Consider the following 20,176-nt stretch of genomic DNA (forward strand, 5'->3'; position numbering starts at 1 on the left):
CGCCGGGTGTACGGGCCGTCGAACGCACGCAGCAATGCCGTAAACGTCCTCGCAGGGACCGAGGAGGAACCAGACGTTATGGGCGAGCGAACCGTGCACGACAGCAGGACGGCCCCGACCCGGGCGCGGCGGATCCCGGCAGGTGAGGCGGCACGATGAGCTCACTGCTGCTGCTGACCAACGCGCTCCAGCCGTCGGCGGAGGTGCTCCCCGCCCTCGGTCTGCTCCTGCACTCCGTGCGGGTGGCCCCCGCGGAGGGCCCGGCGCTGGTCGACACCCCCGGCGCCGACGTCATCCTCGTCGACGGCCGCCGCGACCTCCCCCAGGTCCGCAGCCTGTGCCAGCTGCTGCGTTCCACCGGCCCCGGCTGCCCGCTGATCCTGGTGGTGACGGAGGGCGGCCTCGCGGCCGTCACCGCGGACTGGGGCATCGACGACGTACTGCTGGACACGGCGGGCCCGGCGGAGGTGGAGGCACGCCTGCGCCTGGCCATGGGCCGCCGGCAGATCGTCAACGACGACTCCCCCATGGAGATCCGCAACGGCGACCTGTCCGTCGACGAGGCGACCTACTCCGCGAAACTCAAGGGCCGGGTCCTCGACCTCACCTTCAAGGAATTCGAACTCCTCAAATACCTCGCGCAGCACCCCGGCCGGGTCTTCACGCGTGCCCAGCTGCTCCAGGAGGTGTGGGGCTACGACTACTTCGGCGGCACCCGCACGGTCGACGTGCACGTACGACGTCTGCGCGCCAAGCTCGGCCCCGAGCACGAGTCGCTGATCGGCACGGTCCGGAACGTCGGTTATCGATTCGTTACGCCTGAAAAGGCGGAACGCCCGGCCGACGACACGAAGACCAGGAGCGACCGGCAAAAGCCCTCGGATACGGACGAGACGACCGCGGGGAGGACCGCCGGGGCGCCGTCACGGGCGTAGCGGTCGCACGCATGAGCGTTGCGTTCGCACAGACGAGCCGTTTCCGTGCTGTTCGGAACCCTCTTCACTCCCTGCCCGGACGGAATATATCCGCGTAGACTCCGCGCGTGGCCAAGGTAACCAGGGATGATGTGGCGCGGCTGGCGGGTACGTCCACCGCCGTCGTCAGTTACGTCATCAACAACGGACCCCGGCCGGTCGCCCCGGCCACGCGCGAGCGCGTTCTCGCCGCGATCAAGGAGCTGGGGTACCGGCCCGACCGTGTCGCCCAGGCGATGGCGTCGCGGCGCACGGATCTCATAGGCCTGATCGTGCCGGACGCGCGCCAGCCCTTCTTCGGGGAGATGGCGCACGCGGTCGAACAGGCCGCGTCCGAGCGCGGGAAAATGGTGCTCGTCGGGAACTCCGACTACATCGGTGAGCGCGAGGTCCACTATCTGCGCGCGTTCCTCGGGATGCGCGTCTCCGGACTGATCCTGGTCAGCCACGCGCTGAACGACCTGGCCGCGGCGGAGATCGAGGCGTGGGACGCCCGGGTGGTGCTGCTGCACGAGCGCCCGGAGGCGATCGACGACGTGGCGGTGGTCACGGACGACCTCGGCGGCGCCCAGCTCGCCGTACGCCATCTGCTGGAGCACGGGAACGCGTACGTCGCCTGTGTCGGCGGCACGGCGGACACCCCCGCCGTCGGCGACCCCGTCTCGGACCACGTCGAGGGCTGGCGGCGCGCGATGAAGGAGGCCGGGATACCGACCGAGGGCCGCCTCTTCGAAGCACCGTACAACCGCTACGACGCCTACCGCGTGGGCCTGGAGATCCTCTCCGGCCCGGACCGCCCGCCGGCGGTCTTCTGCTCCACCGACGACCAGGCGATCGGCATCCTGCGCGCCGCGCGGGAGCTGCGCATCGACGTGCCGGGGGAGCTGGCGGTCGCCGGGTTCGACGACATCAAGGAGGCGGCGCTCGCCGATCCGCCGCTGACCACGGTCGCCTCCGACCGCCCCGCGATGGCCCGCGCGGCGGTCGACCTGGTCCTCGACGACGGTCTGCGGGTGGCGGGCTCGCGCCGCGAACGCCTGAAGCTGTTCCCGTCCCGCCTGGTGGTCCGCCAGTCCTGCGGCTGCGCGTAGCCCGGCACCCTTTATATCGGGCATACGCGGTTCTGTCGGACTTCTCAGTACGCACTCAGGGTGCTCTCATGGTCCGGCGCGAGGCTCATGAACATGACCGAGAGCCCCCGCCCGAGCGGCGCCTACGAGAACAGCCCCGACCTCCCGCACAGCCCCCACCAGGTGAACCCGGAGTGGCCGCCCCCGCCGGCGTACGCCCCGACGCCCGCGCACGCCTCGGCCCCGCCCTCCGACCCGACCGCGACCCCGACCCCGGACCCGGGCCACACCCCCGACCCGGCCTCCGCGCGGAGGCGCAAGCGCACCCGCGGCCCCGCCACCCTGCTCGCCGCCGTGGCGATCGTCGCGGCGGCCGTCGGCGGCGGCACCGCCTACGGCTTCCAGGAGCTGACCGGCACCGAGACGGTCGCCTCGTCGAGCCCGGCCGGCACCGACGTCGTACCGTCGAGCCGGAAGGGCACGGTCTCCGGCGTCGCCGAGGCGGTCAGCCCGAGCATCGTCGAGATCAGCGCCGCCACCAGCAGCGGTGCCTCCACCGGCTCCGGTGTGATCATCACCGAGGACGGCGAGATCATCACCAACAACCACGTCGTCGCCGGCGCCGACACCGTCGAGGTGCGCACCCACGACGGCACGACGTACACCGCGAACGTCGTCGGCACCGACAGCGGCAAGGACCTGGCGCTGATCAAGCTGGAGAACGCCTCAGGCCTGAAGGCCGCCACGCTCGGCGACTCCGACGGCGTGCAGGTCGGCGACCAGGTGGTGGCGATCGGCTCGCCCGCGGGCCTGACCGGCACGGTGACCAGCGGTATCGTCTCCGCCCTCGACCGGGACGTGACCGTCTCGACGGACGAGAGCCAGGGACAGCGGGGGCAGAGTGGCGGCGGCTGGCCGTTCGAGTACGACGGCCGCCAGTTCAACGGCGACACCGGCGGCTCGAAGACCACGTACAAGGCCATCCAGACCGACGCCTCCCTGAACCCCGGCAACTCCGGCGGCGCGCTGATCGACATGAACGGCGCCATCATCGGCATCAACTCCGCGATGTACGCGCCCAGCGGCGCGGACCCCTCCGCGGCGGGCAGCGTGGGCCTGGGCTTCGCCATCCCGGTCGACACCGTCAAGGCGGACCTGCCGGCCCTGCGCTCCGGCGCGACGAACTGACGCGCGCCGGGGGAAACGTGCGAGGCTGAAGACCCGAACGAGTCCCGAGCCGGCCCTCATGGCGCCCCTCCCGTCGCAGACAGAGGAACCCGACACCCCATGACCCCCGCAGATGGCGACCGTGCCCCCCAGCGCATCCTGATCGTCGACGACGAGCCGGCCGTGCGCGAAGCGCTCCAGCGCAGCCTGGCCTTCGAGGGGTACGGCACCGAGGTCGCCGTCGACGGCGCGGACGCCCTGGAGAAGACCGAGGCGTACCGGCCCGACCTGCTGGTCCTCGACATCCAGATGCCCCGCATGGACGGCCTCACCGCCGCCCGCCGCATCCGCGCCACCGGCGACACCACGCCCATCCTGATGCTGACCGCCCGCGACACCGTCGGCGACCGGGTCACGGGCCTGGACGCCGGGGCCGACGACTACCTGGTCAAGCCGTTCGAGCTGGACGAGCTGTTCGCCCGTATCCGCGCGCTGCTGCGCCGCAGCTCGTACGCGGCGGCGGTGGCCGCCTCCGCCGAGTCCGACGACGTCCTCACCTTCGCCGACCTGCGCATGAACCTGGCCACGCGGGAGGTCACCCGCGGCGACCGGCCCGTGGAACTGACCCGCACGGAGTTCACGCTGCTGGAGATGTTCATGGCCCACCCGCGCCAGGTCCTCACCCGTGAGCAGATCCTGAAGGCGGTCTGGGGCTTCGACTTCGAACCGTCCTCCAACTCGCTCGACGTGTACGTCATGTACCTGCGCCGCAAGACCGAGGCGGCCGGCGAACCGCGCCTGGTGCACACGGTGCGGGGGGTGGGGTACGTGCTGCGGCAGGGCGGCGCGGAGTGAGAGGGCTGGTGCGCCGTTTCCGGGCGCTCCCGATCCGGGCGCGGCTGGCCCTGCTGGTGGCGGCGGCGGTGGCGTTCGCGGTGGCCGCGGTGTCGGTGACCTGCTGGTTCATCGTGCGCGGCAAGCTGTACGACGAACTCGACGACGATCTGCGGTCATCGGTACTCACCCTCCAGGGGGAGGAGTTCGAGCAGCTCACCAACGCCTGCGTCCAGGAGCCGTCCGACACCGGCACCATCACGCCGCCGAGCGGCAACCAGTACGCCCAGCTGGTCCGCGCGGACGGCCGGGTGTGCGTCCTGCCCTACGCGCCGGCCGCGATCGACGTCACCGGCGGCGACAAGGACGTGGCCGAGCACCCCGACCCCGAGAAGGGCACCTTCCGCGACGGCACCGACAGCGACGGCGAACGGGTGCGCGTGCTGACGACGGCCGTCGTCGTCAAGACCGGCCTGCTGAGCCGGGCCGTGGTCCAGGACTACGCCTTCGTCGTCGCCCTGCCGCTCAGCAACACCCAGTCCACGCTCAACGAACTGGCGCTGCTGCTGCTCCTCGTCTCCGGCGTCGGCGTCCTCGGCTCCTCCGCCGCCGGACTCGCCGTCGCCCGCGCGGGCCTGCGCCCCGTCGACCGGCTCACCGAGGCCGTGGAACACGTGGCCCGCACCGAGGACCTGGGCGTCCGCATCCCCGTGGAGGACGACTCCGAGGACGAGATCGCCCGCCTCTCCCGCTCGTTCAACTCCATGACGTCCGCGCTGGCCAGCTCCCGCGATCTCCAGCAGCAGCTCATCGCCGACGCCGGCCACGAACTGCGCACCCCGCTCACCTCCCTGCGCACCAACATCGAACTCCTCGGCCGCAGCGAGGAGACGGGCCGCCCCCTGCCCCCCGAGGACCGCAAGGCCCTGCTCACCTCCGTCAAGGCCCAGATGACGGAACTGGCCGCCCTCATCGGCGACTTGCAGGAACTGTCCCGCCCGGACACGGGCCCGCACGGGGACCGCACCCAGATCGTCGCGTGGCACGACACCGTCGAGTCGGCCCTGCGCCGCGCTCGGCTGCGCGGCCCGGAGCTGACCATCACCGCGGACCTCCACCCCTGGTACGTACGCGCGGAACCGGCGGCCCTGGAACGGGCGGTGGTCAACGTCCTCGACAACGCGGTCAAGTTCAGCCCGCCCGGCGGCGCCGTCGAGGTCCGCCTCACCGACGGCGTCCTCACCGTCCGCGACCACGGACCCGGCATTCCGGCCGACGAACTCCCCCACGTCTTCGACCGCTTCTGGCGCTCCCCCACCGCCCGCGCCCTCCCCGGCTCCGGCCTCGGCCTCTCCATCGTGGCCCGCACGGTCCACCAGGCCGGCGGCACCATCACCCTCACCCCGGCCGACGGCACCGGCACCACAGCCACCATCCACCTCCCCGGCGCCCCGACCCCTCCCCCGGACATGCCATAACCCCTTACGCTCACGACGTGCCGATCACCTACGAGTGGCGCGGCGACATCGACAACGCCGCCCTCGACGCCCTTCACGCCTCCGGCTTCCGGGTGACGGCCGCGGGTCTGCTCGCGCTGTGACGCCCGCGGCTGAGCGCCGGCCTGCCGTCCTCGCAGAAGGTCACCGGCCGCCCGAGCCGCCCTCCGGTGGCCGCACCATGCCGGTCAGGTCCCGCAGTTGCTCCCACGCCGCCCCGCCTTCCCCCAACCGGTAGTGCAGAGCACCCCGGCCACCGGGACCGAGCCGCACGGGCTCGGGGACCATGGCCGGTGGACGGCCGATCCGGTCGGCATCCGCATGGCCCACGGTGAAGGCGACGGGCATCGGCGGCGGTTCCGCGTGGGCGGGTACGGTCAGGTCGCGGCGCCCCGGGCGGAGTGCCGTGAGCAGGGTGACGAGCCCGTGCTCGGCGTCGAGTTCGGCGGCGAGCGCCTCCACGGCGTCCAGCGGCGGGGGCTCGTCGGCGGCATATCCGAGGGTGAGGGCGATGTCCTCCTCGACTCCCGCCGGGGTGCGCGTCACGCGCACGGTGGCGAGCAGGGGCCGGTCCGGGTGCCCCACGGCGATCAGCCAGGTGGGCCGGGGCGCCCGGGAGCGGGCCAGGTCCGTCACCTGGCGGGTGGACCAGGGCAGATTGACCGGCTCGGCCGTGCTCCACCCGGCCGGGGGCCCGCCGGCCAGCCGCGTACAGGCCGTCTCCAGGGCGTGCCCGAGCACCAGGTCCGCGTCCGCCGGATGCCGGGTCCGGAGTGTGAGCGACAACTGGCGCCCGCCGGTTGCGGTGCCGGCCGCGAAGGCCCCGGCGAGGCGGGCGGCTCCTTCTTCGTCGCGTACGGGGGTGAAGGTGCCGCCCTTCCAGTGGAGTACCGCGCCGGACAAGCCGTCGTAGTAACCGTCCTGCGGGTCCTGGACGACCCAGCGGTTGGGCAGGCCGCGCAGGGCGGTGCGGGTGACGAGGGTGAGCCGGGCGCCGGGCGGGGTGACGATCTGCACGGCACGGTCGTGCTCGGCGGCGGCGCGCAGGGCGTCGGACAGCCAGCTGGTCATGGCGACGAGGGGGCGTTCCTGGATCACCACGGCGGTGCTCGGGGTGAGCACGTCGACGGCGGGCGTCGCGGTGGCGGGGACCGGGACGGCGGAGAAGTCCGTGGTCAGCGGCACCACCTCGGTGGCAGCGGCTCCGGGCGGCCAGACGGCCCCGCCGAGTACGGTGACCAGTCGCCCCGCGAAGGAACCCGCGATCCGCCCGGCCTCGGCGACGGCGGTGGAGGCGCGTGCCTCCGTCCACCACACCGGACCGTCGCGCCCGGCGCCCTCACCGCCGAGCAGGCGGGCGGTCTCCCCGGGGACCTGGACCAGCACCGGCGCCTCCACGGACACCAGGGGCCGCCCGTCGGGCGCACAGAGCTGTACGACCGCCCCGTCGGCCAGGGAGTTCACACCCAGGTCGGGACCGCCCGCGTACAGGCCCGCGAGCAGGGTGGGCAGGTCGGGCATCCTCGGGGTGAGGGCGATGACGTCCTTGGTCACGGCTTTCGGCCGCCTGTCTCACGGAGCACGTGGATCACGTGTCGAACTCTCCGACCCATGAACGCCTCAGCAGATGTTTGGGCAAGTACTCGGACTCGACCTCGATCGGCATATCTGCGTCATAAGCCATGCAGGCGATGGCGAGTGGGCCGAGGGCGACCAGACCTTCGCCGCTCAGCGAACGCGCCTCGTCGGCGGCCCAGTATTCTTTGTGCCAGGTGATGGCGTCGACGAGTGCTCCATTGAACTGTTCGGCGTCCTGGCGCTGGTAGCGGTGGAAGAGTTCAAGGGGCGGATAGAGGATCTTCAGCATCAGCTCTTTGCTGGCGATCCGTGGGATCTCGGGGTCGGTTCCGTTAACAGCAGTGACCAGGGTGTCCCACATTTCCCGCCGACCGAACCAGGCGTTCTGCAGGGTCTCCACCCAGGCATAGATGTATTCGTCGAACTCCGCGCCGGACGCGCGGAGAAACGAGACAGGAACTTGAGCCAACTGGTTCGCACGGTCATTCTCTCTGCAGATGGCCGCCAGGTAGAAGGCGGTGAGCCAATTACCCGCGTGCAGATAGTCCTGAGGTCCGGTCACCGGAAGGTGCTTCACCTCCCCCATGCTCCCTATCCGGCAGGCGACCGGCCCTTCCGCCGCCGTGCCTGCGGCGAACAGCGCGGACCCCACTTGCATGGCCGTGACCCACGCCTCCCACGTCGGGAACATCCCCGCCTCGGGGTCTGTCAGGCAGCGCCACTTCGCGACAGCCAGCGTGAGCATCTGAGCGTCGTACCGGTAGTCCGCCGACGTCTCGATCTCGTCGAGCATTTCCCTGGCGCTGTCGATAATGGGCGCCATGGCTTCGGCCGCGTTGTTCGTGCGGAATTCATGACGAGGAATGCGTGGGGGCACGTGCCCTCCTCTTACTAGATCTTCAGGTGTTCCAGCACGGCACCAGTGTAGGAGGAGCCTGGGTTGTCGTTCGCCTTGACCAGGACATACTGCAGTTTCCCTTGCGTCAAAGCAGCGCGGAGAACCTTCGCAATGTCAGCGTCTCGTCCACCACGTAGCGACATCTCAGCAAGAATCGTGCGTATGTACACCTTAGTGCCCTGCTTGACCCTCAACCCCTGGGCCCCACCATCGTCGCCGATATGCGGGTTGGCCAGGTCCTCCGGGTCAGCACGGCCACGACGCCAATCGAGTTTCCCTGCCGGCGCCTTTTCTTCGACGATGAGATAGTGGCCGTCGTCGCCGAGTTCGTACACATCGTCGAACATGTTGGCGCCATTGGGTGTCTTCGGGAGCTCCATTCTGACAGCCGTCGGGAACTCCCGCGGAATGACGTGCAGCCTGGCAGCCTTCTCGCCGAGTTCCTCGGATATCTTACTATTATTGGGCACATTGCCGAGCCGCGCGGCGTAAGCCTCCTGCGCCTTCTTAAGGGCCCCCTGCGTGGTGGCCGAAGGTGTCTCGCCGAAAGCATTTTCCGCGTTGGCCAGGTTCACCGATGCCCGGCGGTTCGCCGCCGCGGCGTCGAGGTCAGGAAGATTTCCGTCGGGGACCGTGTCCGTCCCAAGATTTTTTGCCCCCCACTTAACTTCAGATGGCCCACTCGGCAAGTCGTGCTTGGACACCAGCTTTCCGTTCGCGTCCCTGGCAAGGAGAGGCAACTCGACACCATCAACGATCCTTTCGGCTTCCCTGCGTCGGTTGAGAGCGTCATAGTGTTCTTCGCGCCAAGCAGGGTCGTTGTTGGCCTTCCAAACGTGCTCGTCCTGGATGCGCTTTCGTTCCGCAACGGTGAGTTCCCGGTCTCCGGCGGGATTCGTTTCCCCGGAATTGCCGTCTGAATCGCTTGCCCTCTCGGCAGGTCTCGACGGCTCATGGCCGCCACCGGCCCCGTTGACATCGCCTGTTCCTTGGCGAGATGACGGTACGTGCGCGCTGCGTCGAACGCTGCTACCGGTATCGGCTGTTGTTCCAGTGGATCCGCCGCCTGTATGCGTGGACTCCTGCTGTGACGCTCTGCCGCCAACTCCCGCGGGTTCCCGCACTCGCCCCGGCGTACCCCCGGTCTCGACGGAGTGTTCCGCCCTTGGTACGTCACCGACGGCGTGACCGTGCCTGTCGTAAGGAATGAACTCGCCGTTCTCGACGACGACTCTGGAACCGTCCTCCAGTTCGATGACGCTGTGGACGCGTTGGGCGTCCGCCGCAGCGCCCGTGCCCGCGGTGATCCTCGACGTCAGGTCGGACAGCTTCGGCAGTTTGCCGGCTGCCGCGCCCGTGGCTCTGAGGCCCACGTACAGGGGGTCCATGTAGAGCCCGGCCTTGGAGGCGGCGCCGGCGGCGTTCGAGGCCAGGCCTCCCCTGCCCGCCCTGGACGCGGCAGCCAGCGGCCCGGCGCCCAGCGTGAGGACGTTGAACAGGACGGTCCCGGCGGCACGCGCCGGGTTCTCCTCCCACTGGTCCCAGGCGACGACCCCCTTGGCGAACTCCTTGGCCGCCTGCTTCGCCCGGACCTCGTCCTCGCTCTCCTCGTCCGGGCCCGCCACCCAGTCCATGAAGGCGTCGTACGGGGTCATGGTGTAGAGGCCGATGCCGGTGACGACGTCCTTCAGGCCGCTCCACGCCTCACCGTCCCCGGTGCCCAGCGCCCACAGCCCCTTGGCGGCGGCCTCGATGCCGTCCTTGTAGATGCCGTCCCAGACCAGACTCTTGGCCCCGTGCCCGAACCAGCTCCAGCTCCACGCCTCGTAGGTCTTGTCGTCCACACTGCCCCAGGGCAGCTCCTTCGCGTCCTCGAACAGGGCGGGGTCATACCCGTACGGGACCGTGCCCCGCTCGACGAGACCGCTGCCGTCGTCCGTCACGAACCGGGGCCCGCCCACCACCGCGGAGATCTTTCCCGCCGCACGGCGCTCCGCGTCCTGGAAGGCGAACTGCGTGGCGGACACGTCGTCGATGAGCTGCTTGTTGCGGTCGACCTTCTTCTCGTCCTCGGTCCAGTCGTCATCGCCCTCGACACTGTCCGTGAATGCGACGGCGTCCGCCTTGAGCTGCTTCAGGCGCTCGGCCAGCGGACGCGCCTCGATGGAGAACGTGTCCAGCGCGTCGGCCACGGTCTCGAGCTTCCCGGCGAAGTCATCGGCCTTGTCCATCACCGGCCGGGTCGTGGCGAACAGCGCCTCCGCCTCGGGCGCGGTGTAGAACGCCCCCAGCATCTGGAAGCGCGAGTGCACGTCCGCACCGCCGTTGCGGATGCCGATGGCGTCACTGCGCAGCGCGGAGACGTCCTTGTCCAGCTCGTCGAAGTCGCCCGTGAACTGCGGTATTCCCCCCGGGCTGATCACTTCCGGCCATCCCCCTCGCCCTTGCCCTCGCCCGGCAGGTCGATCTCCGGCGCCGCCAGAGCCCCACGCTGCGCACGCGCGGCCATCTCCTCGTCACCGAACACGTAGGCAGCCGTCGCCTCTCGGGCACCGTTCACCGACTTGGCCGCCCGCGCCCCGAGGAACAGCACGTCACCGGCGGTCCGCTCCACGAACAGCTCCAGCGCCGCACCGACAGGGCCGGTGGGAACGGCACCGCAGTACGGCCCGCTGATGGTCCCGGCAGACGCTGCCGCGCTCACCACATCCGTGCCGTACGCCTTGACGTCCTTGGCCACGTCCTCCATCGCGTCCTTGACCAGCGAGGTCACGAACTCGACGCCGGACGGCGATATGTTCCACCCCGTCACGTATCAGCCCCCGCCTCGACCGAGACCCCGGCGTCGCACGAGCGCCGGTCCAGGTTCCGCCCCATGAATACTTCCCCCTTGAGGACAGCAAAGTTGATCATTGAACGAAAGCGCCGCGTCAAAGTGCAGCCGACCCCATGTCGAATCATCGCCCCGCCCCCCGTACGTCACTTGCGCCTCTCGCGCACTCGAACATCCTGTCGCCCGCTCTATTGCAAACGCAATGCGAGGAAGGGGAGTTGACGCAAAGCACGCCCACCACGACACCGCGTCCGGCAGACCGGCGGCGTGGTGATGTCAGTGAGTGGCTTTAGATTCGGCGCATGAGTTCATCACTGAGCGGCAACTGGAGCACGCGGACGACCAGTTCCGAGCCAGCATCCAGGAGGGTGCGCCCACCGCGTACGAGGCACTGCACGCGGTAGTCCACGGTGGGCCCTTCAGCGCGGACAGTGAGCATGCCTTCCAGTACGCGTACGCGTACCAGCGGCTGTGCTCGCTCACCGGGTCGTTCCTGGCCAACGACTCTTTCACGCCCCACCGGGGCGACTGGCTGTCGGTCGTCGGCCAGGGGATGAAGGCCCTGGGGATCACCGCCGTGTCCGTCGAGGACTTCGGCTTCGGCCGCCTTCCGGCTCCGCTGCCGTCCACCTACGTCGTGGACTGTGGTGAGTGGGCGCCGGAACGCATAACGGAGGCACTCGAGCAGTTCGAGGCAACCAAGCGGGCCGTCGACGAGTCGCGACAGGCCCCGCCGCCCCTCGAGCCCGACGTCGTGGACGCGGTCATGCAGTGCATCGGATGGATGCGCCAGGCGCAGGCACAGCCGGGCTTCGGCGTCATCGGCTTCCGCTTCTGACCGGCGGCAACTTCCGACGACGGAGACTCAGTGCCTTCACCTCTACCACGGGGTGCTACCAAAGGTAGGATGAGGTGCATGAGCGGTAGCAAGAAGTACTCGATCAGTCTCCCCGAGGACCTGGCCGAGACGGTGCGCGCCCATGTCGGCCCCGGTGGCTTCTCGGCCTACGTCGCCGAGGCTCTGGAGCACCGGGTCGCCATGGACAGACTGCGGGAGATCGTCACCGACTTCCAGACCGAGCACGACGAGCTCACCCGCGAGGAGATCGAGGCCGCCCGCGCCCTGCTGCGCCACGACCACCGAACGTCCGGCGGGGCCGCTGCCTGATGCCCGGAACGCTTCTGCTCGACAGCGAGGGCCTCTCGAAGCTCTACCTCAAGGATCGTGCCGTCGTGGCCTTCGTGCAGGCCGCCGTGGAGGAGAGCGTCCGTGTGGCCACCAGCGCCATGACCACGCTCGAGGCCGATTACGAGCGCGTCCACCCCGCCCGCATCAAGTGGGTCCTCTCCCGGGTGGACGTACACGACGTCACCAAGGCGGTCACGGACCACGCCGCGACTCTGCTGCGCGCGCACCGCCTCCACGGCCACAAGTACGCCATCGACGCCGCCCTTGCCGCCATCGCCCGCACGGCGCCGCAGCCTGTCACCCTCCTGACGTCCGACCCCGACGACCTGAAGCTCCTGTGTGGTCCCGCCGTGGAAGTGCTCAAGGTATGACCCGCTCAAGTGACCCATGTGGCACGGTGGCCCCATGTCGACACCACCCGACGGGCTGCCCGTCTACCGCGTACTGACCGGTCCCGACGACGCGGCGTTCTGTCGCCGGGTGAGCGAGGCGCTGGAGTTGGGGTATCAGCTGCATGAAGGGCCTGCCGTCACCTTCGACGGTGAGCGGTGATCGTCGCGCAGGCTGTGCTGTGGGTCGGTTGGCGGGGGAACGTCCGGGGGCCGGTACGTGGTGGTGGTGCGTCTCGTACCGGCCCCGGGCGTGGTCGTCGTTACTGCACGATCGTGATGCGGTCCGCCGCCGGTGGGGCGAGCGGGGTGGTGGGGGAGGTGTTGGCCGTCAGGTACTGCTCCAGGGCCGTCAGGTCGTCCTCGCCGACCAGGTCGTTCGTGCCCTGGCCGAGGGTCGGGAAGCCGTCGCCGCCGCCCGCGAGGAAGCTGTTCGTCGCGACGCGGTAGGTGGCGGCCGGGTCGATGGCGGAGCCGTCGAGCCTGATCGAGTCGGTGATCACGCGGTCCGCACCGGTCTTCGTCAGGTCCAGGGTGTAGGTCAGGCCGGAGGAGATCTGGAGGATCTTCGGGGCCGCCTCGTTCGGGCCGCTGACCTGCTCCTTCAGAGCCTGGATCAGCTGGGCGCCGGTGAAGTCCTGGAGGTTGACCGTGTTGGCGAAGGGCTGGACCGTGAAGGCCTCGGCGAAGGTGACCACGCCGTCGCCCTCGGCGCCGCCGGCCGCGTGGGTGAGCGGCGCGCGGATGCCGCCGGGGTTCATCAGGGCCAGGTCGGTCTCCGGGTCCAGGGTCCTGCCGTACGCGAGTTGCGCGTCGGCGATGAGGTCGCCCAGGGGGGATTCCGTGCCCTCGCGCACGATGTCGCCGGAGATGTAGCCGATCGGGCGGTTGCCGATGGGGGCGGCGAGGGTGTTCCACTTGTCGATCAGGCGGGTCATGTCGGGCGCCTTGGGGACGTCCCGGGTGACGACGTGGTTCGCGGACTTCACGGCCGTACGGGCGATGTCACCCGTCCAGCGGTCGTACGTCAGCGTGGTGTCGGTGTAGAGGCGGCCGAAGGACGCGGCCGAGGTGACCGTGCGGGGCTTGCCCGCCGGGTCGGGGATCGTGCAGGCGTACGCCGCGTGGGTGTGGCCGGTGACCAGCGCGTCCACGTCCGGCGTGACGTTCTTCGCGATGTCCGCGATCGGGCCGGAGATGCCGTCGCCGGCGCCCGGGGAGTCGCAGTCGTAGTTGTAGGAGGACGAGGCCGGGAAGCCGCCCTCGTGGATGAGCGCCACGATGGACTTCACGCCCTTGCGGCGCAGCTCCTTGGCGTACTTGTTGATCGTCTCGACCTCGTCCTCGAAGGCGAGGCCCTTCACGCCCTCGGCAGAGACGATGTCCGGGGTGCCCTCCAGCGTCACGCCGATGAAGCCGACCTTGACGCCCTTCTTCTTCCACACCCAGTACGGCTTGAGGAGGGGCTTCCTCGTCTTCTCGTTCAGGACGTTCGCCGCCAGGTACGGGAAGTCGGCGCCCTTGAACTTCTTGTCCGTGTAGCAGCCGTCGACCGGGTGGCAGCCGCCGTTCTGGAGGCGGGCCAGCTCGGCGGCGCCCTCGTCGAACTCGTGGTTGCCGACCGAGGTGACGTCCAGGTCGAGCCTGTTCAGCGCCTCGATGGTGGGCTCGTCGTGGAAGAGGCCCGAGATGAGGGGGGACGCGCCGACCATGTCGCCGCCGGCTGCGGTGATGGAGTAGCGGTTGCCCTCGCGGGCCTCGCGCAGGTGGGTGGCGAGGTACTCCACACCGCCCGCGTCGATGGTCTTCGTCGTGCCGTCGTGCTGGAGTTCGGTGACCCGGCCGGAGGAGCCCGTCGGGGGTTCCAGGTTGCCGTGCAGGTCGTTGAAGGACAGGAGCTGCACGTCCTGGTAGCGGCCGTGGTGGTGGCCGTGCGGCTTGCCCTTGTTCCCGTGGTCCGCGCGGTTCTCGCCGGCGGTCGCCGACCCGGGCAGGGCGGCGGCGGCCAGCGCGCCGGCGGTGAGCACACCGGCGGCGGTCGCGAGAAGACGGTTCGTACGGCGTCTGCGGCGCGGGTGGTGCGCCGGGGATGTGGCTGGCATACGCCCCCCTGTGGGTCCGAGTGGGTACCGGCGCAGCCTAGAGTCAACGCGCGTAGCACGACAGGGTATTCAGGGTTACGACCTGGTTTATCTTTCGCCGGCGCCGTTGCCGTCCGTTTCGCGGGCCCCCGTCCGCGCGGTCCCCTTACCCTCGTAGGCATGACCAGCGACGACTTCCTCCGGCCCGGCCGCTCCCGCTCGCTCCAGACGTACGCCGCGCTCTCCGCCGAGCGGACGGAGGCGGTGCTCGCCCTGCTCGCGGAGGCCGCCCGGGCCGACGGTCAGCAGGCGGTGTCCGAGCAGGGGCGGCTGCAACTGCGCGGCGGGGAGCGGGAGGGGGTGTCGCACCTGCTGCTGTCCGTCGACGACGAACTCGTCGGGTACGCCCAGTTGGAGGACACCGATCCGGTGGAGCCGCCGGCCGCCGAACTGGTCGTGCATCCCTCCCACCGGGGCCACGGGCACGGGCGGGCCCTCGGGACCGCGCTGCTCGCCGCCTCCGGCAAGCGGCTGCGGGTGTGGGCGCACGGCGGCCATTCCGCCGCCCGGCATCTGGCCCAGGTGCTCGGTCTGACGCTGTTCCGGGAACTGCGGCAGATGCGGCGGCCGTTGGCCGGGCTGGACCTGCCGGATCCGGTGCTGCCGGAGGGCGTGCGGGTCCGTACGTTCGTGCCCGGCCGGGACGACGCCGCCTGGCTCGCGGTGAACGCCGCCGCGTTCGCCCACCACCCCGAGCAGGGCTCGCTCACCCAGCGCGACCTGGACGACCGCAAGGCCGAACCCTGGTTCGACCCCGAGGGGTTCTTCCTCGCCGAACGCGGTGACGGGGCCGGTGACGCGGACGCGGCCGGTGACGCGGACGGTGACGGGGGCGGCCGGCTCGTCGGCTTCCACTGGACCAAGGTGCACGCGGCGGAGGGACTCGGCGAGGTGTACGTCCTCGGGGTGAGCCCCGATGCCCAGGGCGGCGGCCTCGGCAAGTCCCTCACCACGATCGGGCTGCGGTACCTGGCGGACAAGGGGCTGCCCACGGCCATGCTGTACGTCGACGCCGACAACAAGGCCGCGGTGTCCGTCTACGAGCGGCTGGGCTTCGTCACGCACGAGACGGATCTGATGTACCGGACGGAGACGTGAACCGGCGCGGCGCGTAGCGCCGTACCGGCTCCGTGAGGCAGAGCGCGCCCGCCGCCAGGAGCGCGCACAGCAGTACCGCCCAGCGGTCGTGGGCCGCCGCCCACCGCTCGTCGTCCGGCGTTACGAACAGCTCCCAGTCCCCGGTGCTCAGCAGCGGCGCCAGGATCGCGGTGGCCAGCAGGAACCCGGCGACCGCCTGCCCCGGCCGGGCGCCGTCCCCGCGGTGGACGGTGAGCGCGGCCCCGGTCAGGGCGAGGACCAGGACCGTCGCCGCCTCGACGGTGACGTCGGCGGCCGGGGGGCGTACCGGCTGCGGGACCAGGAGCAGGGCGGCGGTCCACCACCCGGCGGCGACCGGCGCGAGGAGGGCGAGCCGCAGTCCGTGACGGAGGGCGCGCCGGGCGGGGACGGCGGCGGTGGTGTGCCGGGCCGGGTCGTCCAGCAGGAAGGCCGCGCCGAGGGCGAAGGCGAGGGCGGCCGCCCGCAGCGCGGTCAGCGCCGACCAGCCGTTCGCGTCCTCGCCCGTCAGCCTCGGTACCGCGGCGAGCAGCAGCCCGAGGCCGCCGCCGGCCGCGATCATCCGCCAGGGCAGGGTCCGCAGGACCGGCCGGGTCAGCTCCCGCACCAGCACCGTCGCCGCCGGTCCGCCGTTCACAGGCACGCGTCCTCCCCCTCCGGCGCGTCGAGCCCCAGCACCTGCGCCACCCGCTGTGTGGTCACCTTCGGGGCGGTCAGCTCGGCCCAGCCGGCCCGCACCTTGGCGGCGGCCTCGTCGCGGGGCAGCTCCAGCAGCTCGCGCAGCAGTTCCGTGTGGGCGGTGGTCATGTGCAGCGGCTCCGTCCGGGAGATGACGATCGCCGACCCGGTGTCGCTGTCGTCCAGCCGCACCCGCCGCAGGTCCGCCACCGGGTCGGGCCGGCCGGCGAGCGCCGTCCACATCACGGTGACGATCCGGCCGTCGCACATCGCGCCCGCCGTCTCCTCCTCGCCCGTGACCAGGACCCCGGCGACGGCGACGGCGAACTCGGGCACCCGGTTGCCGCCCCAGGAGGTGCCGACGGTCACCTCGCCCGGCCGGGCGGACGGGGTGAGTGCCGCGTCGCCGTCCAGGCCGTAGCGCGCCTCGACGCGCTGCCGTACGGTCAGCGGGCGGTTCCCGGCGTCACCTCCCGCGAGGGCGCGCACGTCGTCCACGATCTCCGCCCAGTCCCCGGTGCGCGGCCCCCATTCGGGGAAGGCGCAGTACGTGGTGCCGTCCCGTTCGGCGCACTTCTGGGTCTTCTCCGGGGCGAGGGTGGCCTGCTCGCGCGCCTCGGTGATCTCCTCCGGCACGCCCCCCGACTGGCCCACCGCGCCGGCCAGCGTCAGCGCCACCGCCACGGCGGCGCCCGCCCGAACGGTGCGCAGCCGCGCGCCCCCGGAGAACAGCACCGCCAGCAGGGCCGCGCTCAGGGCGAGGCCCGCCAGGTAGAGGGCGTGCCAGGCGGCGGGGCGGCCGATCAGGTCGGAGGGGAGAGTGGCGAAACTGTTCTCGCCGACCGAGGGCATCAGCCACCGCGTCCGGCCCTGGCCGGAGGGCCCGGAGCCGAGCATGAAGAACAGGAGCATCAGGACGATCAGCAGCGGGGCCGCGAGGGGCGCGGCCAGCACCCGGGCCAGCAGCACCCCGAACGCGCCGAACAGCAGCACGGACAGCGGTCCGACGAGGAGTTCGCCCGGCGAACCGTGGCCCACGGCGCCCGGCTTGAGCGCCTCCCAGGTGAACTGGCCGCCCACGCAGACCGCGACGAGCAGCGCCGCCGGCACCACGGACAGCAGGTGCGCGGCCGTACGGCGCCACGGCTGGACCACCAGCACGGTCAGGTGCCGGTCGGTGTCGTGCCGGCGGGAGCGCAGCACGGCCTGGTGGGCGCCGAGCAGCACCGCGAGGCCGACGAGCAGCGGCCCGCCCTGGGTGGCCCGGTCGACGTCCTGGAGCGCGGGGTGTCCGTCGTACGAGTCGTGGGTGCGCCACACCGTCCAGGCGAGGTAGACCGCGAAGGCCACGAGGACGGGGATCCGCAGCAGCAGCCGGCGGCTCTCGAAGGCGGCCAGGGCGAGCACGGCCGCCCAGGAGGCGCGCGGTCCGGTCGTCACCTCGGCCGGGGAGGGCCGTTCGGTCGTCGTCGTGGTCATGCCGTCACCGCCGTGCCCGCGTCGTCGAGGGTGAGCAGGTAGCCGTCCTCCAGGGTGGGTTCGAGCAGGTCGGCGCCGGGCGGCGGGTCGCCCACGTTGCGGAAGGTGCCCGTGCCCGTGCGCCATCCGGCCCGCGCGCCCGCGTCCCGCCCGGTGCTGCTCCACACCCGGCCCGCGGCCCGTGCGGTGAGCTCGGCGGGGGTGCCGTCGAAGCGGACGGCGCCGTCGGCGAGGACCACCACGCGGTGGCAGAGCATCGCCACGTCCTCGGTCTGGTGCGTGGACAGCAGCACGGTACGGCCCTCTCCGGCGCGGGCGATCAACTCGCGGAACCGCATGCGCTGTTCGGGGTCGAGTCCGACGGTGGGTTCGTCGAGGACGACGAACTCGGGGTCGCCGACGAGCGCGGCCGCCAGCGCCACCCGCTGCCGCATCCCGCCGGACAGCTTCTTGATGCGCTTGCCGCGTACGTCGCCGAGACCGACCTCGTCGAGCACGCGGCGCACCTCGCCGTGGCGGGCGGCGCGGTCGGTGAGTTCCTTGAGGATCGCCACGTAGTCGACGAACTCGAAGGCGGTGAAGTCGGGGTGGAAGCCGGGGGTCTGCGGCAGGTAGCCGAGGTGGCGCCGGACCTCCTGCCGGCCGCGCGAGGTGGCGGGGTCGTGGCCGAGCACGGTGAAGGCGCCCCGGTCGGCCGGTACGGCGGTGGCGAGCACCCGCAGCAGCGTGGTCTTCCCCGCGCCGTTGGGCCCGAGCAGCCCGGTGACGCCGGGGGACAGCGCGAGCGAGACGTCGTCGAGGGCGCGGGTGCGCCCGAAGTGCAGGCTCAGCCCGGAGGCGGAGACGGTGGGGGTCATGCGGAACTCCGTACGGATCGGGGAGGTCGGTCGGTGCCGGGGCGGCGCGACGGTGGTCAGACGGCGCCGCGCCGGCTGGTGTCGAAGCGGTCGCGGAGCAGGACGAGGAGGCCGGCGGCGAGCGCGGCGACCGCCGCGGACACGCCCTGGCCGGCCGCGGTGAACGGGGCGAGCGTGCCGTCCGCGCCGTCGGCGCGGGCCGCCTCCGCCGTGAGCAGCAGCGCGACCCAGCCGCCGCCGACGAGCGACGGGGCGAGCACCGGGCCCAGCCGTGCGGTGAGCGCGAGGGCGGTCGCGGTGAGGGCGAGGGCGGGCAGCAGCCAGGTCAGGGCGCGCAGTCCGTACCCGGGCAGGGCGAGGGTGGCGAGCCCGTTGAGGCCGAGCCCCGCGCCGAGCACCGCGACCGTGCGGATCATCAGCAGCCGGAAGCCGTGCACCGGGGCGACGAGGGCCATCTCGTACGTGGGGTCCACGCCGGGCCCGTACGACAGGGCGACCCCGGCGAGCGGCAGCAGTGGTGCGAGGGCGAGGAAGAGGGTGGGGCCGGCGGAGCCGGTGGTGTCCTGCCCTGCGGCGACGGCGACGGTGAGCAGGAGCACGGCGGCCACCGCGCCGAGCCAGGAGCGGCGCAGCGCCGGCGTGGCGGCGAGCAGCCGTGCGGTGTGGTCGGCGATGCCGAGCCGCACCAGCAGTGACTCCACCAACCCCGGGCGGGGCGCGTCGAGTTCGGCGTCGAGGCGGTCCCAGCCGGTGTCGAGGGCGACGGGGTCGCAGGCCGCGGCGAGCAGGGACCGGCAGTGGGCGCAGGCCGTGAGGTGGGTGTCGGCGGACCAGAGCGCGGGCGGCTCCAGCTCGCCCCGGGCGTAGGCCCGCAGGTCGTCCTCGGGGACGTGCCAGCCCGTCGTGGTGTGCGTCATGCCAGCGCCTCCCTGAGTTGCCTGCGGGCGCGCATCGCCCGCGTCTTGACCGTGCCCGGCGGAATGCCGAGCAGGACGGCGGCCTCCCGGGTGGTCAGCCCGTCGACGACCGTGGCCTGGAGCACCGCGCGCAGTTCCGGCGAGAGCCGGACCAGGGCGCCGGCCAGGTCCCCGTGCTCCACCCCCGCGAGCACGCGTTCCTCCGCCGACACCTCGTCGCGGTGGCGCAGCCGCGCCAGCGCCTGGCGCAGCCGGCCGCGCGCGCCGGCGCCGCGCAGGGCGTCGACCAGGCGGCGCGAGGCGATGCGCCACAGCCATCCGGCCGCGTCCGCGCCCTCGGCCTCCCGCCGGTACCGGGCCGTGCCGCGCCACACCGCGAGGAAGGTCTCCTGTACGACGTCGTCGACGATGCCCGCGTCGGCGCACCGGCCGCGCATCCGGGCGGTCAGCCACGGCGCGTACCGCCGGTACAGCTCCTCGAAGGCGCGCCGGTCGCCGTCCGCCGCGACGGCGCTCAGCAGCTCCCCGTCGCTTCTCGTTTCGCTCACGTCTCCTCATCG

The 20,176-nt window shown here is 71.7% G+C and carries 19 protein-coding genes and 1 pseudogene; 10 read left to right on the top strand and 10 right to left on the bottom strand.

The features are described 5' to 3' along the window. Positions 1 to 155 precede the first annotated feature (155 nt). The 5 genes from ACZ434_RS26580 to ACZ434_RS26600 all read left to right on the top strand — a co-directional run bounded on the left by ACZ434_RS26580 (position 156) and on the right by ACZ434_RS26600 (position 5,523). Positions 156 to 935: a response regulator transcription factor gene (locus ACZ434_RS26580; RefSeq protein ID WP_468460078.1), complete on the top strand. Its 780-nt coding sequence runs from the start codon at positions 156 to 158 to the stop codon at positions 933 to 935. A gap of 107 nt (positions 936 to 1,042) precedes the next feature. Next, the gene (locus ACZ434_RS26585; protein ID WP_468460080.1) at positions 1,043 to 2,065 is read left to right on the top strand and encodes a LacI family DNA-binding transcriptional regulator; all 1,023 of its coding nucleotides are present in this window, start codon (positions 1,043 to 1,045) and stop codon (positions 2,063 to 2,065) included. A 93-nt stretch (positions 2,066 to 2,158) separates the two neighbouring features. Then, positions 2,159 to 3,232, top strand: coding sequence for a S1C family serine protease (locus ACZ434_RS26590; protein WP_468460082.1), 1,074 nt, complete (start codon positions 2,159 to 2,161; stop codon positions 3,230 to 3,232). A gap of 99 nt (positions 3,233 to 3,331) precedes the next feature. Next, positions 3,332 to 4,066: a response regulator transcription factor gene (locus ACZ434_RS26595; protein WP_468460084.1), complete on the top strand. Its 735-nt coding sequence runs from the start codon at positions 3,332 to 3,334 to the stop codon at positions 4,064 to 4,066. Beyond that, positions 4,063 to 5,523: a sensor histidine kinase gene (locus ACZ434_RS26600; RefSeq protein WP_468460086.1), complete on the top strand. Its 1,461-nt coding sequence runs from the start codon at positions 4,063 to 4,065 to the stop codon at positions 5,521 to 5,523. Before ACZ434_RS26595 ends, ACZ434_RS26600 begins: the two co-directional genes overlap by 4 nt. 162 nt (positions 5,524 to 5,685) lie before the next feature. On the opposite strand, the gene ACZ434_RS26605 is transcribed toward ACZ434_RS26600, so the two are convergent. The 4 genes from ACZ434_RS26605 to ACZ434_RS26620 are packed head-to-tail and all read right to left on the bottom strand — an operon-like array spanning position 5,686 to position 10,829. Then, positions 5,686 to 7,095 carry a DUF6177 family protein gene (locus tag ACZ434_RS26605; protein WP_468460088.1) on the bottom strand — a complete coding sequence of 470 codons (1,410 nt, stop codon included), beginning with the start codon at positions 7,093 to 7,095 and terminating at the stop codon, positions 5,686 to 5,688. Positions 7,096 to 7,129: 34 nt separating this feature from the next. Next, positions 7,130 to 7,996, bottom strand: coding sequence for an immunity 49 family protein (locus tag ACZ434_RS26610; RefSeq protein WP_468460090.1), 867 nt, complete (start codon positions 7,994 to 7,996; stop codon positions 7,130 to 7,132). Between the two features lie 14 nt (positions 7,997 to 8,010). Continuing rightward, entirely contained in the window at positions 8,011 to 10,440 is a 2,430-nt protein-coding gene (locus ACZ434_RS26615) for a hypothetical protein (RefSeq protein WP_468460092.1), read from the bottom strand. Then, positions 10,437 to 10,829, bottom strand: a complete 393-nt coding sequence (locus ACZ434_RS26620) for a DUF6507 family protein (protein WP_468460094.1) — start codon at positions 10,827 to 10,829, stop codon at positions 10,437 to 10,439. Before ACZ434_RS26620 ends, ACZ434_RS26615 begins: the two co-directional genes overlap by 4 nt. A 304-nt stretch (positions 10,830 to 11,133) precedes the next feature. Between ACZ434_RS26620 and ACZ434_RS26625 the strand changes: the two genes are divergently transcribed. The 4 genes and pseudogenes from ACZ434_RS26625 to ACZ434_RS26640 form a co-directional block, all read left to right on the top strand. Continuing rightward, on the top strand, positions 11,134 to 11,688 hold the full coding sequence (locus ACZ434_RS26625; RefSeq protein WP_468460096.1) for a DUF7691 family protein: 555 nt from the start codon (positions 11,134 to 11,136) through the stop codon (positions 11,686 to 11,688). A gap of 78 nt (positions 11,689 to 11,766) precedes the next feature. Next, entirely contained in the window at positions 11,767 to 12,018 is a 252-nt protein-coding gene (locus ACZ434_RS26630; RefSeq protein ID WP_468460098.1) for a hypothetical protein, read from the top strand. After that, the gene (locus ACZ434_RS26635) at positions 12,018 to 12,410 is read left to right on the top strand and encodes a DNA-binding protein (RefSeq protein ID WP_468460100.1); all 393 of its coding nucleotides are present in this window, start codon (positions 12,018 to 12,020) and stop codon (positions 12,408 to 12,410) included. Before ACZ434_RS26630 ends, ACZ434_RS26635 begins: the two co-directional genes overlap by 1 nt. A gap of 34 nt (positions 12,411 to 12,444) precedes the next feature. Next, a pseudogene (locus ACZ434_RS26640) lies at positions 12,445 to 12,614 on the top strand (DUF1737 domain-containing protein); the annotation flags it as partial. A gap of 77 nt (positions 12,615 to 12,691) precedes the next feature. On the opposite strand, the gene ACZ434_RS26645 reads toward ACZ434_RS26640, so the two are convergent. Beyond that, positions 12,692 to 14,530 (bottom strand): bifunctional metallophosphatase/5'-nucleotidase, encoded by a 1,839-nt coding sequence (locus ACZ434_RS26645; protein WP_468460102.1) that lies wholly within the window; start codon positions 14,528 to 14,530, stop codon positions 12,692 to 12,694. Between the two features lie 159 nt (positions 14,531 to 14,689). Here ACZ434_RS26645 and mshD point away from each other — a divergent pair, with 159 nt between their 5' ends. Beyond that, complete coding sequence (gene mshD / locus ACZ434_RS26650) at positions 14,690 to 15,667, top strand: mycothiol synthase (RefSeq protein WP_468460104.1); 978 nt, start codon at positions 14,690 to 14,692, stop codon at positions 15,665 to 15,667. Here mshD and ACZ434_RS26655 read toward each other — a convergent pair. The 5 genes from ACZ434_RS26655 to ACZ434_RS26675 are packed head-to-tail and all read right to left on the bottom strand — an operon-like array spanning position 15,627 to position 20,164. Beyond that, entirely contained in the window at positions 15,627 to 16,328 is a 702-nt protein-coding gene (locus tag ACZ434_RS26655) for an ABC transporter (RefSeq protein WP_468460106.1), read from the bottom strand. The two genes, mshD and ACZ434_RS26655, sit on opposite strands and share 41 nt — an antisense overlap. Continuing rightward, a complete protein-coding gene (locus ACZ434_RS26660) occupies positions 16,319 to 17,842 on the bottom strand; it encodes an ABC transporter permease (RefSeq protein WP_468460108.1) in 1,524 nt (507 codons plus the stop codon). The genes ACZ434_RS26655 and ACZ434_RS26660 overlap by 10 nt, the downstream gene beginning before the upstream one ends. Further along, positions 17,839 to 18,699 carry an ABC transporter ATP-binding protein gene (locus tag ACZ434_RS26665; protein ID WP_468460110.1) on the bottom strand — a complete coding sequence of 287 codons (861 nt, stop codon included), beginning with the start codon at positions 18,697 to 18,699 and terminating at the stop codon, positions 17,839 to 17,841. The genes ACZ434_RS26660 and ACZ434_RS26665 overlap by 4 nt, the downstream gene beginning before the upstream one ends. 56 nt (positions 18,700 to 18,755) lie before the next feature. After that, positions 18,756 to 19,616: a cupin domain-containing protein gene (locus ACZ434_RS26670; protein WP_468460112.1), complete on the bottom strand. Its 861-nt coding sequence runs from the start codon at positions 19,614 to 19,616 to the stop codon at positions 18,756 to 18,758. Further along, on the bottom strand, positions 19,613 to 20,164 hold the full coding sequence (locus ACZ434_RS26675) for an RNA polymerase sigma factor (RefSeq protein WP_468460114.1): 552 nt from the start codon (positions 20,162 to 20,164) through the stop codon (positions 19,613 to 19,615). Before ACZ434_RS26675 ends, ACZ434_RS26670 begins: the two co-directional genes overlap by 4 nt. Positions 20,165 to 20,176 lie beyond the last annotated feature (12 nt).

It is taken from the genome of Streptomyces sp. NPDC030893 (genome assembly GCF_055571535.1).

Excerpts from the sequence above, each read along its gene's own strand:
- ACZ434_RS26580 (WP_468460078.1), top strand. The coding sequence starts at position 156 with ATGAGCTCACTGCTGCTGCTGACCAACGCGCTCCAGCCGTCGGCGGAG.
- ACZ434_RS26590 (WP_468460082.1), top strand. The coding sequence starts at position 2,159 with ATGACCGAGAGCCCCCGCCCGAGCGGCGCCTACGAGAACAGCCCCGAC.
- ACZ434_RS26595 (WP_468460084.1), top strand. The coding sequence starts at position 3,332 with ATGACCCCCGCAGATGGCGACCGTGCCCCCCAGCGCATCCTGATCGTC.
- ACZ434_RS26630 (WP_468460098.1), top strand. The coding sequence starts at position 11,767 with ATGAGCGGTAGCAAGAAGTACTCGATCAGTCTCCCCGAGGACCTGGCC.
- ACZ434_RS26635 (WP_468460100.1), top strand. The coding sequence starts at position 12,018 with ATGCCCGGAACGCTTCTGCTCGACAGCGAGGGCCTCTCGAAGCTCTAC.
- ACZ434_RS26645 (WP_468460102.1), bottom strand. The coding sequence starts at position 14,530 with ATGCCAGCCACATCCCCGGCGCACCACCCGCGCCGCAGACGCCGTACG.
- mshD (WP_468460104.1), top strand. The coding sequence starts at position 14,690 with ATGACCAGCGACGACTTCCTCCGGCCCGGCCGCTCCCGCTCGCTCCAG.
- ACZ434_RS26660 (WP_468460108.1), bottom strand. The coding sequence starts at position 17,842 with ATGACCACGACGACGACCGAACGGCCCTCCCCGGCCGAGGTGACGACC.
- ACZ434_RS26665 (WP_468460110.1), bottom strand. The coding sequence starts at position 18,699 with ATGACCCCCACCGTCTCCGCCTCCGGGCTGAGCCTGCACTTCGGGCGC.
- ACZ434_RS26670 (WP_468460112.1), bottom strand. The coding sequence starts at position 19,616 with ATGACGCACACCACGACGGGCTGGCACGTCCCCGAGGACGACCTGCGG.